The 12,727-nt window shown below is 57.5% G+C and carries 10 protein-coding genes and 1 other RNA gene; 6 read left to right on the top strand and 5 right to left on the bottom strand.

What is annotated here, in order from left to right; genetic code table 11:
• Nucleotides 1-31: 31 nt before the first annotated feature.
• Nucleotides 32-508, bottom strand: a complete 477-nt coding sequence (locus TCELL_RS01115; protein WP_048162842.1) for a DUF1947 domain-containing protein — start codon at nt 506-508, stop codon at nt 32-34.
• 84 nt (nt 509-592) lie between these two features.
• Here TCELL_RS01115 and TCELL_RS01110 point away from each other — a divergent pair, with 84 nt between their 5' ends.
• From TCELL_RS01110 to dnaG, 3 genes are all read left to right on the top strand, one after another.
• Entirely contained in the window at nt 593-820 is a 228-nt protein-coding gene (locus TCELL_RS01110; RefSeq protein WP_048163522.1) for an LSM domain-containing protein, read from the top strand.
• A gap of 11 nt (nt 821-831) precedes the next feature.
• Nucleotides 832-1,020 carry a 50S ribosomal protein L37e gene (locus TCELL_RS01105; RefSeq protein ID WP_048162840.1) on the top strand — a complete coding sequence of 63 codons (189 nt, stop codon included), beginning with the start codon at nt 832-834 and terminating at the stop codon, nt 1,018-1,020.
• A gap of 85 nt (nt 1,021-1,105) precedes the next feature.
• Nucleotides 1,106-2,302, top strand: coding sequence for a DNA primase DnaG (gene dnaG, locus TCELL_RS01100; protein ID WP_048162839.1), 1,197 nt, complete (start codon nt 1,106-1,108; stop codon nt 2,300-2,302).
• Here dnaG and TCELL_RS01095 read toward each other — a convergent pair whose 3' ends face one another.
• The 3 genes from TCELL_RS01095 to TCELL_RS01085 all read right to left on the bottom strand — a co-directional run bounded on the left by TCELL_RS01095 (nt 2,303) and on the right by TCELL_RS01085 (nt 6,574).
• Nucleotides 2,303-4,705, bottom strand: coding sequence for a DNA-directed DNA polymerase (locus TCELL_RS01095; protein WP_014736885.1), 2,403 nt, complete (start codon nt 4,703-4,705; stop codon nt 2,303-2,305).
• A gap of 77 nt (nt 4,706-4,782) precedes the next feature.
• Nucleotides 4,783-5,838, bottom strand: a complete 1,056-nt coding sequence (locus TCELL_RS01090) for an mRNA surveillance protein pelota (protein WP_048162838.1) — start codon at nt 5,836-5,838, stop codon at nt 4,783-4,785.
• Between the two features lie 10 nt (nt 5,839-5,848).
• Nucleotides 5,849-6,574 (bottom strand): nucleotidyltransferase domain-containing protein, encoded by a 726-nt coding sequence (locus TCELL_RS01085; protein ID WP_048162837.1) that lies wholly within the window; start codon nt 6,572-6,574, stop codon nt 5,849-5,851.
• An 83-nt stretch (nt 6,575-6,657) separates the two neighbouring features.
• Between TCELL_RS01085 and TCELL_RS01080 the strand changes: the two genes are divergently transcribed.
• Both TCELL_RS01080 and ffs read left to right on the top strand, forming a co-directional pair.
• Entirely contained in the window at nt 6,658-7,728 is a 1,071-nt protein-coding gene (locus tag TCELL_RS01080; RefSeq protein ID WP_014736882.1) for a site-2 protease family protein, read from the top strand.
• 49 nt (nt 7,729-7,777) lie between these two features.
• Nucleotides 7,778-8,051: signal recognition particle sRNA (ffs, locus tag TCELL_RS07380), an RNA gene on the top strand.
• Nucleotides 8,052-8,057: 6 nt separating this feature from the next.
• Here ffs and TCELL_RS01075 read toward each other — a convergent pair.
• Nucleotides 8,058-9,140 (bottom strand): threonine synthase, encoded by a 1,083-nt coding sequence (locus TCELL_RS01075; RefSeq protein WP_014736881.1) that lies wholly within the window; start codon nt 9,138-9,140, stop codon nt 8,058-8,060.
• 132 nt (nt 9,141-9,272) lie between these two features.
• Between TCELL_RS01075 and TCELL_RS01070 the strand changes: the two genes are divergently transcribed.
• Nucleotides 9,273-12,704, top strand: a complete 3,432-nt coding sequence (locus TCELL_RS01070) for a glucodextranase DOMON-like domain-containing protein (protein WP_157864674.1) — start codon at nt 9,273-9,275, stop codon at nt 12,702-12,704.
• The last annotated feature ends 23 nt before the right edge of the window (nt 12,705-12,727 follow it).

Below are 12,727 nucleotides of genomic sequence, written 5' to 3'. Positions count from 1 at the left end.
GGCCGGTACCCCCGCTGTTGTCTCTCGCGTGCTAGACCTTCTTGTTGAAGAACTTGTCGCCAACGAAGTGGATTACCTTCACTACTTTACCCCGGTTCAACGACTTGAGCTCGTCTGAGGAGTAGAGCGCAACGCCGAGGGCCACTGGCTTACCCGACTCCTCGTCGTATACGAAGACTATGTCGTCTTTACTGAAGTTGCCCTCGACTCTCCTCACACCAGGTGCCATGAGGTCGGCGCCGCGGAGAAGCGCGTTGGTGGCGCCTCTGTCGACGTAGATACCCGGGCTCGGCTTGAGACCCCTCTCCAGCACATACCTTAGTGCGGGGAACCACTTGTCCCCTGTCTTGACCAGGGCTATGCTCCTGCCCACTATGATGTACTCCCCGTCCTCGTCTCTACCGTGCTCGAGAGGTTGCTCTACGTCTAGCCCGAGAAACCCGAACTTGGCCGACAACTCCTGGAGTAGGCCCCTCTTCTCCTTTTTGGACAACGGGTGTCGCAGCATTCCAGTAAACCTGCTAGTCAAGTATTTAAAGAGTGTCAGGTATTTTAACACGCATTAGATACCTGGTCTAGGGATGACTTCATGATTGCTGAGACAACGTACAAGCTGCTCGAAGAGAACGTTGGTAAAATAGTGCTGATCAAAATGAAAGGCGAGGTCTCTATAAGAGGGAAGCTCAGGAGCTACGACCAGCACTTGAACATAGTCCTCGACGACGCCGAGGAGGTCAGAGGAGACGGTTCTAGCAGGAAGCTCGGAACTCTAGTTATAAGAGGAGACACTGTAGTACTCATATCACCTCTCCAGGCCTGAGGGTTTGAGCCATGGTCAAAGGAACAACGGCAATGGGTAAACACGGTAGGAGCAAGACGCACATCAGGTGTAGGAGGTGCGGGAGGCACAGTTTCAACGTGGCCAAGGGCTACTGTGCTGCCTGCGGATTCGGTAGGAGCAAGAGGATTAGGAGGTATAGCTGGGCTAACAAGAAGGTCAACAGGGTTAGGATAGTCTAAAGGAGCCTTGCTTAAACAGCCTTAATTTAGGTCTTTAAAAACATTATTAAGAATTGAGATCTGTTTGGCTAGTAGCGTGGAGTATATGAGCAAGTACCTTATCAGGGCACGTATCCAGGTAGACGGCATCGTGGAGAAGCACGACATAATCGGCGCTCTCTTCGGTCAAACAGAGGGGTTGTTCGGCGAGCAGTTCGACTTGAAGGCCCTCCAGGACAAGGGCAGGGTGGGAAGGATAATAGTGAATATGAAGACCCAGGGCGGCAAGACTGTGGGGGAGATCCAGATACCGAGCAACCTCGACAGGGTCGAGACAGCACTACTGGCGGCCATGATCGAGATCGTCGATAGGGTAGGCCCCTACGATGCCAAAGTCGAGGTAACCGAGATAGTCGACCTGAGGATCGAGAGGCTCAAGAAGATAATGGACAGGGCTGTCGACATACTCAGGAGATGGGGTAAGGAGAAGACCGTTGACATAAAAGAGATACTGAGAGACATACAGGAGATGCTCAAAGTACCCGAGCCGATATCCTACGGTAAAGAAGAGCTTCCAGCAGGCCCCGACGTAGACAAGTCCGACACGGTGATAATTGTCGAGGGGAGAGCCGACGTCATAAACCTTCTGAGGTATGGTAAGACCAACGTCATAGCGATAGGCGGCGCGAGGAAAGTCCCCGACACGGTGAAAGAGCTGGCGAGGAAGAAGAAGACAATAGTCTTCGTGGACGGGGACCACATAGGCGACCTGATACTGAGAGAGTTGCTCAGGAGCATCAAGGTGGACCTGATCGCGAGAGCGCCGCCGGGCAAGGAGGTAGAGGACTTAACGGGCAAGGACATCGAGGAGGCATTGAGCAAGGCTGTGGACTACAAGACCTACCTCGAGGAGCTATCGAAAGAGGGCGTTAAGGACGCTCAGCAACTACTCCAGGCGCAAGAGAGGCTGAGGAAGGAGACCGAGGAGGTAACAAGGGAGGAGGTGGTGATACCCTCCACGGTCGTGGAGGACATAAAGTCCCTGGTAGGCACCCTCGAGGCTATCTTGTACGACAGTAACTGGGGTAAGATAAAGAGGATACCGACTAGAGACCTGGTAGACGAGCTGTCAAACGTGCAGGAGGGCTCGGTAAACGCGGTCGTGTTCGACGGTATCGTGACGCAGAGGCTCCTTGACAAGGCGGTGGAGAAAAACGTTAAGATACTCGTCGGGGCCAAAGTGGGCAAGATAACCCTTAAACCGCCCGAAGTACTAGTACTGACGTTCTCCGAGTTCACATAGCTAGTTTTTCTTCTGTTTCAGGAAGTCTAGCAGGCTCTTCTGGCTAGGGGCCTGTTGCGAAGTCTTCTTCAACTGCGCCTCGGACACCCCGAAGTACTCGAGTATTCTCATAGCGGCGGGTATTATCTGGTGGTCTACGTAGTACGCGTCGTCAACCGACTTGGGGTCCTTCACGAATATGTACGGCTCGGCCCTGTCGGATATCTTGCCGGCCCCCTTCACGACCACGTAGCCGATCTTGTCGTTGATGTCGACGCGGACTCCTCTCTTCATCAGCTTTCTAGCGGCCGACACGTGGGGGGCCTCAGCCGAGTACTCCTCAGGCCTCTTGGTCAGGGTCTTCCATATTACTAGCTTCTCTACTGGTACACTCCCGGACTTGACCTGGCTCACGACGCTCCTCACGTACTCGATGGCCTTGTTCAAGTCGCCGTCTTTCAACAGTATCTCGGTTATCTCCTCCTGGACCTCCTTGGCTATTTCGGCCCAGTCGCCCCTGACAGCCTCGAAGCCCACTATGTCGACGCGCCCGTCCTCGAGGAGCCCTGCGTACCTCTTTTTCGCCTCTGTGAAGAAGACCCTGGTGTAGAGCTTGTCGATCTTGATCTCTAAGCCGAGCTCCTCTTCCACGTACTTGATGAGCTTGTCGACCTTCTCCTTGTCGTACTTGACGAAGATCGAGTCCGTGTCGCCGTATATGACCTTCAGGCCTAGCCCCTCTGCGTACTTGATGACGTTGGTGATCGTGGCCCTACCCCAGGCTGTCACGGCCTCAGCGCACTCGCGGCAGTACCACCTGGCCCCGACCCAGCCCATGTAGCCGTACGTCGCGTTGGCCAGTATCTTGATAGCTCTCTGCCTTTCGTCCAGTATCCTGTACTCCACGGTGTCGGGCTTGTACTTCTTCATCTCGCTCCTAATAGACTTCCTTAGCTCGAGTAGTTTAGTCAAGACGTCCTTGAAGAAGCCGGGCGGCTCTCTCCTGAAGCAGTGCCCTACCTCGGGTGCTATGTTGTGGGTCCCGACATCGCACTCGCCCGCTCTCTCAATGGTGTCGGGGCCCACGTTGTACTTGATCATCAGGTTGGGGTACATACTGGAGAAGTCTAGCACGGCTACGTTGTCGTGTATGCCTCTAACGGGCTGGAGGACCACGGCGCCCTTGTACGGCTCGGCCTCCTTCTCCTCCCTGTTGGGTATCAGCTCCCCCGCCTTCATCGCCTCGTACATCAGGAACCACTCTAGCCTGTTACCGACACTTGCCGCGCCCACCTGGTCTAGCGGGAGCCTCGTTACGTAGGACAGCTGCATCGCGAAGGGCAGGAACTTCTCGGCTAAGCCCATGGTAGACCTAACGTCGTCTTGGTTGTACTTCACGAGCACTCCTCTCTTCGACGGGTCGTCCCAGTACTTCGGGAAGTCGGTGTACTCGACTAGAGTCCTCTCGCTCCTCTTCATCACGCCTAGGTACTCCGCGACCACGTCGAGGCTCTTCACCTTTATCTCGGGTATCTCCTCCGCGAACCTGTAGAGGTCCACGTTAAGCCTGCCCTGTATACTCACGTGCCCGTAAGTGCTGGTCTGGGGCTCCACGCCCAGTCTGCGGGTGACCTCTAGTTTGACGCCTACTCTCTTGGCTCTCTCCAGCAGGTACGGCCAGTCGAAGGCGTCGGAGTTGTAGCCTACGATTATGTCGGGGTCGTACTCCTGTACGTACTTGACGAACTCCTGTATGACCTTCTTGTCGTCTAGGCCGTCCGAGGTGAAGGACCTCAGCTCCCCCTTGTCGTTCATTACTCCAATGATGATGACGGGGTCTTGGCTGGGCTTGGGGCTGCCCGTCTTCGTGTACGTCTCGATGTCGAAGGCGAGTATCCTCAAGTCGCGGGGCGGTGTTGAGTCCTCGAGCGACTCGATCGGGCCGGTCACCTCGTACTCGGCGTCTACTCTCAGGCCGGGCTTCTTTGGGATCTCGGTGACCTCTGCTACGTGCCAGCCGCACGGTCTAAGCCCGTGGTCTAGGACGTACCTCAGGCTGAACCTGATGTCCGCCTCGAGAACGTAGGCGACCCCCTGTACGCCCTTGACCTTCTCTCTGTACCTCCTAACACTCTCCGGTATCACGGTCGTGACTTTGAGGGCTTTGACGGGCCTGCCAAAGTACTTCTTGTCCACGACGCTCACGTCTATAATGGGCGAGGACGTCTCGGAGAGGGCCTTGATTTTCTTCGCGACGGTGTCGGGGTCGGCGTCGGGCGACAGTACGACGTAGAAGTAGGGCCTGAAACGCCTGTCCCTCAGGACGACCCTTCTCCCGTCCCTGGTAACACCGTAGATGAGGACGTGCGGCTCGTTCCCGACGACCTCGTAGGTGTCGTCGAGCATGTAGAACTCTATCTTCATTATTAGACCTCACAATGGTTAATCATGTTTTCGAACGTGATAAACCTTAACGAGAGCCACGACTGGGTGCGGTATACTTAGCCCAGGGGGAGCCTGAACCTGAGGAGGGCTACTATGCCGCCGAAACCCTCCAGCTCCGGCGCGATGTTGGAGTCCGGTGGCACGATGTAGACCTCGGCTCTCTTCTTGAAGGCCTCGAGCACGACGGCGTTGGGGTCTACGCCCTCCCCGCCGGACCAGAGGAGCCTGCTGGACACCAGTAGTACTCTCACAGCGTTGGGCTCCACGGCCTTCGCGACGTTCTCCAGCCCGTAGGCCACCTGCTCCGGGTCTCGCGTCACGGTTTCCTTGAACTCCTCGAAGTACTTCACGGCCGCCGTTATGTTCAGCTCCCTCACGACGTTCTTTTCGCCGCCCCTCCTCAGTATCTCGTCAACGCCCTTGCAACCACCGTAGGATACGGAGTCCGCGAACAGCGGCTTGTCGAGCCCCCTGCTCTTCAGCCTGGCTACGACCTCGTCTTTCAGGAAACCCGGTGAGCCTACTATGACGCCGTCTACTCTGAGCGACCTGGAGTACTCGACTACTTCCTCGACGACCTGCTCTACCATCCTCCTGACGGATTCCTCGTACTCCTCTACAGCGTCTTTCCCGGGCAGGTTGGTGTAGTACTCTCTCACAGCCTTGACACCCTGTTCCGACACCAGGGATATGCAGACCTCGTCGTAGTCTAGTGCTACGACGAGTATCCTCCTCTTCCTCGAGTAGGTCTCGATAAACCTCCTGCTAAAGTCGTCGAGCTCCTTCTCGACGAAGACCACGGTGTCCCCCGGCTTTATGCTGAGTGTGTGGTGTTTACCCACGACACCGAACTTGTCGGGCCCCTCGACGACAACCCCCCTGATCCTGAGCCTGTCCGTGAAAGGCTGGAATTCTACGTCCTTCACTCTCACCCTGAGTACCATTGGGAACCGCCGGCTCTCACCGCCCTCCCCAGGCTTGACCTCCCTGGTCGTAACAGCCTCGACCAGGTCGCCCTCTCTCAGTATGTTCCTCAGTGCCCACAGGTCCTCTTCGTCCTCGACCAGGATCTTGTAGACCCCCTTCTTCTCGTCTGCTTCGAGGATCTTCAATCTTAGCACCTCAGAGGAGGTCGGCCTCGACGAGTACCCTCCGCAAGTACTGGTTCCTGGTCGTCTCCTCGGCTAAGGCCTCTTCGATGCTCAGCGTTGAAGGCACGTTTATCTTTAGGAAGACGCCGGTCCTGCCGACCTCGTCCCTCCTGGTCAAGACCCGCACCCTCTCAAGGACTGTGTCGACGCTGACTCCTATGACCCTAGCCACGTAGCTCTCGAAGCCTATCACCGGTGCCTCCAGGTGGCCCTTCTCCGAGGGGACTATCAGGACGAGCTTCTTGTTGACACCCGGCTTCCGGACGCCCCTCTCCAGCTCCTCGAGCTCGAGCATGCCCCCGAACTTGTAGAACTCTATCTCGCGGGGCTTCAGCTTTGCGAGCGGGTAGCTGATAACGACTCTCTCCTCGGGGTCTAGAGCGTAGTACGCCTTGGGGGTGCTCTGGGGCGTGGCCATGATGATGGTCCTAGAGTAGACTTTCAGCCCGGCGTCTTCCAGGACTTGCTCGAGCTTGAAGGACGATATAACGTATGGTATGAAGACGTCGATATCGCTCTTCTCGTGGACGTCGCCCCGAGCGATACTCCCGTGGACTACGGAGTACAGCCCGCGAGAGGCCAGTACACTCATCAACTCCCCTGCCGTCCTCCTCAACTCGGCTAGTAGCACCCAGTGGTCGGGAGTGTACTCGACCTCCCGGTATTCGGGCGTCTTCTCGACCTTCTCTCTGACCATCTCCAATACACTTTTATAAGCGGCGCTCATCTTACTATGCAGGTGTTTCGAACTTATTAAGAAGCTCGGTAAGGGTTACAGTATTGAACACCGCTCTCACAGTGCTGGGGGGTCTACTGGCCGCCTGGTCTACTCTAAACCTGCTTTACTACCGCAAGAGGGAGTTCTTCGAGTCGAGGCGTATACGGCTGATGTACGGTGGTGTACTCGTTTACCGCGCCGGGAGAGTGAGAGGAGCCAGTGGAGCCTGGAGGCGGGCGTCTGTACTACTGGTCGCCTCATACGCAGTCTCGGTCGCGTGGTTCTTCCTAGTAGTGTACAGCGGTATCGATGCGAAGCTCAACGGTACAGGCGCCTTGAGAGTCCTCGTCCCCGGCGTCGACATCACGGGTCTCGACCTGGTCTACTTCGTCGTAGCCGTGGGGGTCGCGGTGGTCTTGCACGAGCTCTTCCACGGGAAAACAGCGGTAAGCCACAACGTGGGAGTGAAGTCCTTCGGCCTCGCTGTAGCCGTCATCGTACCCCTGGCTTTCACCGAGATCGAGGAGTCGGACTTTAACAAGTCGAGCCGCTTCGTTAAAACGAGTATTCTCGCGGCCGGGGTGGCCGCGAACCTGGCTCTCGGCTTACTAGGCCTAGCCCTCTTCAATATCGCCGCGTCGCCCAGCGGTGTACTGGTCACCGGCGTAGTCCCGGGCAGCCTCGCCTCCAGAGCTGGTATCGAGCCCTACAGCATCCTGCTGAGCGTTAACGGGGTCAGCCTGAGAGGCGTAGAAGACCTAAGGTCTCTGCTATCTAACACGACTACTACGGTATTGAACATAACGCTCCTGACTCCTAGGGGCGTGGTCGAGACTATCTCCATAGTGAGAAACGCTACCGAGAGGGCGCTGGGCGTGTACGTGACTACGCCCCCCGCGAGCTGGCTTATCGACGCGGTCGGGGTCTACCCCGCAGTCCAGTTCATGAGAGCCTTCTTCTGGCTCTACCTAGTGAACTTCAACCTCGCTATACTGAACGCGGCCCCCCTCTTCATCACGGACGGGGGTAGGATAGTCTTCGAGGTCTTAGGCGAGAGGTTCAAGAAGGCGGCTCTCTTGGTCAACGCGGCCTCGCTGCTCGCCCTAGTCTTATCGCTCGCTCCTGTCCCCTAGCGTGTTTTTAAGCCCGTGTGACAAAATATAATATCGCCCACGGGCCGCGGGTAGGGCCCTGTAACACGGGGCCAGATAACCGCTGGGCCCTACACAGGCCCACCATCCCCCACGCAGTAGGCTGTGACCCCCGCCCCATGGGGCTAGCGGAGGCGGAGCCCCTCTCGGAGGAGAGGGGTCAACCGCCTTAGCTGGGGGAACCTGGCCAGGCCCGGAAGGGAGCAACCTAACCCCGGACGCTGGCGTTCATGGGTCAACGGGGCTGAGCCGGGCGTGGGACGGCTCTGGTGGTCAACCTGTGTAGGGTTCAGCGGGGCCGGGCCCGTGGGCTAGGCCTGCGATATTATCTTCAGCCCCGAGCCGGTGAGGGGTATCAGCACTGTCTTGCCCTGGAGCCTGCTCTTCAGCTTCTGGAGTACTGCGTACGCGGCTGCCGAGGTCGGCTCTACGAGGAAGCCCTGGTCTATTAGCTTAGACCACGCCTCCCTGATTTCGCTGTTGCCCACCAGGTAGACGTCTCCACCCGTCTCCTTGATCGCTTCTACGATCTCGCCAAGCCTGGGAGGGTTGGGGACCATTATGCCGTCGGCTAGGCTGGAGTCCTCTCCGGGCGTCTCGACACCCTTGAGAGCTACGCTGACTGGTTGGGCGCTGTAGCCCTGTACGCCTATCACCCTGGGCATCTTGGTCGTCAGGCCTTGTTCGAGGAGCGTCTTGAAGCCGTGTGTCAGCCCTAGTAGTAGGCCCCCCGAGCCTATGGGGGCTATCACGTAGTCCGGTACCCCAGCCTCCTCGAATACCTCGAAGGAGATGGTGGCGGCACCTAACACGTAGAAGTAGCTCCAGGTGTGAGCCACGTAGTACGTGCCGGGGTTTCTCTCAACGTACTTAACCACGTCCACGCTCGCGGCCCCCCTACTCTCCGACTCGTAGAGCGTGGCCCCGAGGAACCTGAGAGCCCTCTTCTTGCCCTCAGGCGCGGTCTTGGGCACGAAGAGGACGGGCTTTAGCCCGAGTACACGGGAGTAGAGCGATATGGATATAGCGGTGTTACCGGAGGAGTCGTCAACGACCTTCGTGTACCCCAGCCTCTTAGCGTATGCGAGGGATAGGCTCGTACCCCTGTCCTTGAAGCTACCGCTAGGGTTCGTGTATTCGAGTTTAAACCACACGTTTACCCCTTCCTCAACGACCTCGACTAGGGGTGTACCCCCCTCACCGGTGTACTTGTACGGGAGGACGGGGAGAACGCTCTTGAACTTGTAGAGGCCCTTACCCTCGGACAACTCGTATCTCTTGCTAGTAGAGATCGTCAGGGGGCCTCCACACTTCGGGCACTTGTAGTAGTAGGACTTGCCAAACTCCTCTCTAAAACCGCACTTGGGACAAAACCAGGAGAAGCCCGTCTCCATAAATACCCGTATCTACACTATTTCTGGAACCCTAAATAACTAAATCTTTAAACAAACGTTTTAAGCGTTTCGTTATACAAAAACAATTTAAGTTTTAAAACTTGTGGCTTCAAGATAAAATTGGGTGGTATATTGAGGAAAATACTGTTAGTTCTGCAACTCGTCCTCATTATGTCTATATTAGTGTCAGTACAACCAGTGATGGTCGGCGAGAGCCAGCCTATATACGTAGCCTTCATATGGCACTACCACCAGCCCTGGTACTACAGCCCCGACGGCACCTACTTCGTGTTGCCCTGGGTCAGGATGCACAGCGTCGGTAACTACTACAAGATGGCGTACATCCTCTCTAAATACCCGGACATCAAGGTCACCTTCACGTTCTCGGGCTCGCTCCTCTACCAGTTGGTCGACTACGTGACCACCGGTAGGATGGACAGCTACCAGATACTCGCCTACAAGGTGGCCAACAACGAGAACCTGACAGCCGAGGACGTATACAACATGATCAAGATACCCGGCGGGTTCTTCGACATAAACTGGAACAGGATCGTGAACATAATACCCAGGTACGCAGAGCTGAGGAACGCGGCTCAGTCGGCGTTCCAGATCTGCAGCGCGCAGCCGCTGACACAACAGGAGTTCATCAAGTGCGTGGCGAACCAGTTCACTGCGGGCAACTACTCCTCCCAGAGAGTGATAGACCTAGCGGTCCTCTTCAACCTGTTCTGGATAGACCCCCAGGTCGCTAGGGAGCAGTACCCGCAGGTATACGACCTGATGCAGAGGGCTAAGTCCTCGGCTAACCCCATGTTCACAAGGGACGACCTGAAGCTCGTCCTCAGCGTTCAGAAGGACATAATGTCGAAGATAACCGGCATATACAGGGACCTGGCCGGCAAGGGGCAGGCGGAGCTCATACCAGTGCCCTACAGCCACCCCTTGGCACCCCTCATAGCCGACTTCGGCTGGAGTAGCGACTTGGTAGCCCACATAACCAGGAGCATAGAGCTCTTCAAGACGTACTTCAGCTACACGCCCGTCGGCGTCTGGCCGGCTGAGCAGGCGGTGAACGACTACGTACTACAGGCGTTCGCCTCGGCCGGCATGACGTGGGCTGTCACCGACCAGTCTATTCTCGCAGCGACGGGCGTGGACGCCTCGGATATAAACAACTACGGTGTACCCTGGTACGCCGACTACGGCGGGTCGATAATATACGTGTTCTTTAGGAACACGGACATTAGCAACATGGTGAGCTTCCAGTACAGCGCCTGGGCGACGGACTCGGCTGTAAACGACCTCGTGAACAGGGTCAAGGCGGCGGCGTCTAGCGCGACCGGTCCCAGGGTCGTGGTTATAGCCCTCGACGGGGAGAACCCGTGGGAGAACTACGTCAACTTCGGTGACGACTTCCTGAACAAGCTCTACAGTACGCTCGAGCAGCTCCAGAGCCAGGGCGTCATTAAGACCATTACTCCAGGCGAGTTCGTAAGGCTCTACTCCAGCACGGCGAAAGAGCTGCCGCTGAAGCAGTACCAGTACTTCGACCTGGCTGGGAAGGACATATCCAACATACCGCCCGACAGCTACGGCGACGGCTACTCCATGCTCCCCGTGAAGACGGTCAGCGGGAGGATACCCGAGGGCTCCTGGGGCGGCAACCTCGCAATGTGGATCGGAGACAGGCAGGAGAACGTGGCCTGGATGTGGCTGGCTAAAGCGAGAGACGAGATCCTGTCTAAACTAGGCGTCTCAACCCTCGTGGACGCTATCAAGGTCAACAAGGACGTCGCGGAGTACCTGCTGAGGGCCGAGGCCAGCGACTGGTGGTGGTGGTACGGGCAGGAGACGGGGTCGGCGCAGACCTTCGACCCGATCTTCAAGGGCTTCCTGAGAGAGGCCTACCTTAAGGCGGGCCTGACGCCGCCGGCTTACCTGAACGTGACGGCGTACCCCGACGGCCAGCCCATTGGCTGGCTCAACCCGGACGTGCCCAAGCCGGTCCCGTCCAGCCCGTTGGGCAACAAGCTCTCGGACTGGAACAGCCTGGTCTCCGCGGGCACTGCGCTGGTCCTCCCAGTCGAGCCCAGCTTCGTGGACTACGCCTACGTGGGAGTTGACGGCAGTAACCTCTACCTCGCGGCCCACTTCACAACCGCCTCGACGAACGGCGTGGCCGTCTTCTACATGCCCTCCCCCAAGGTGAGCCTCTCGCCGTTCAACCCCGGCTACAACGTGTACCCGGAGAACAGCACTGCGGACCTAGGCGTCTACCTGGTGTACGCTGTCAAGGTCGACCAGGCGACGGGCAGCGCAGTGGTGCTGAAGGCGGACGGCAGAGGAGGCTGGGTCGCCGTCGGCACAGCTTCGAGCAAGCTCGTCCAGGACAACGGGACGATAGTAAACGTAGCGGTACCCTGGAGCACACTCAACTTCACCCAGGGCGACAGAGTCTACATCACCGTCGCCTCCTACGCGAACGGGCAGTATGTGGGCTCCTCGACCAGGCTTGGGCTGGTCTACCTGGTACAGGTGCCGAGGGGTGCGGTTGGAGGAGCGGTAGTCTTCGACATGAAAGACCCTGTGGGAGACGACGACGGTCCGGGAGGCTACATGTACCCGAAGGCCAACGTCTTCGTGAAGGGGGTCTTCGACTTGACGGAGTTCAAGGTCGTCGACGCTGGGGACAAACTAGTGTTCACGGTGACACTAGCTAATCTGGGCGGCAACCCGTGGAACGGGCCCAACGGCTGGTCGCTACAGTACGTACACATATACATACACACGACTATGAGCGGGGGTAGGACTGACACCTACGGGCTGAACGTCAACTTGTCTACTGATAGCGCCTGGCACATAGCTCTCCTACTAGCGCCTGGTTGGGAAACGGACCCGGTTCCCAAGGGCCAGAGATCGGCCCTCTACTACTACAACGACACGGTTGTAGTCCAGGACACCAACGGCTTCAAGGTGTACGCCGACCCGACCTCGAACTCTATAGTAGCCGAAGTACCGAAGTCCATGTTGTTCGACTTGTCCAACATCAACCAGTGGAGGTTCGCTGTTGCCGTCACTAGCTACGACGGCTATTCGGCTACCAAGGTGAGGGCTTTCAGCGTGGACGCGGAGCAGTGGGTGTGTGGTACTGGTAGCAAGTACGCTCTGGCGGTGGCGAAGGGTGTGGCACCCTACGTCTTCGACATCCTTGCCCCGACTGCCAAGGACCAGTACGAGATGCTCAACTCCTTCGACCCTAACACCGGGAAGCTGGCGGTCATAGTCGGTTTCGGCCCCTCGTACACTACGTACACTCCGCCCACGGCAACGACCACTACGACTACTACAACTACTACGACCACGCCGCCTCCGACCACGACCACCACGACGACAACGACTACCACGACCACTACCACGACAACCACTACAGCACCGGTCACAACACCTGCCACTACGCCGGCTACACCGCCTGCGGGCGCGCCAGCAGTTGAGCTGTGGGTGATCGTCGTAGTAGTGGTCGTCGTCCTAGTAGCGGCGGTACTCCTCGGGTTGAGGGCGAAGTAGCTTGAGCTCAAAAGTTTTTTCAC

The sequence above is a fragment of the Thermogladius calderae 1633 genome (assembly GCF_000264495.1).
GTDB classification, from domain to species: domain Archaea; phylum Thermoproteota; class Thermoprotei_A; order Sulfolobales; family Desulfurococcaceae; genus Thermogladius; species Thermogladius calderae.
Note: the sequence above shows the minus strand (reverse complement) of the source record. Positions and strands in the feature narration are given on the sequence as shown.

Excerpts from the sequence above, each read along its gene's own strand:
- TCELL_RS01085 (WP_048162837.1), bottom strand. The coding sequence starts at position 6,574 with ATGGTCAGAGAGAAGGTCGAGAAGACGCCCGAATACCGGGAGGTCGAG.
- TCELL_RS01105 (WP_048162840.1), top strand. The coding sequence starts at position 832 with ATGGTCAAAGGAACAACGGCAATGGGTAAACACGGTAGGAGCAAGACG.
- TCELL_RS01115 (WP_048162842.1), bottom strand. The coding sequence starts at position 508 with ATGCTGCGACACCCGTTGTCCAAAAAGGAGAAGAGGGGCCTACTCCAG.
- TCELL_RS01075 (WP_014736881.1), bottom strand. The coding sequence starts at position 9,140 with ATGGAGACGGGCTTCTCCTGGTTTTGTCCCAAGTGCGGTTTTAGAGAG.
- TCELL_RS01095 (WP_014736885.1), bottom strand. The coding sequence starts at position 4,705 with ATGAAGATAGAGTTCTACATGCTCGACGACACCTACGAGGTCGTCGGG.
- dnaG (WP_048162839.1), top strand. The coding sequence starts at position 1,106 with ATGAGCAAGTACCTTATCAGGGCACGTATCCAGGTAGACGGCATCGTG.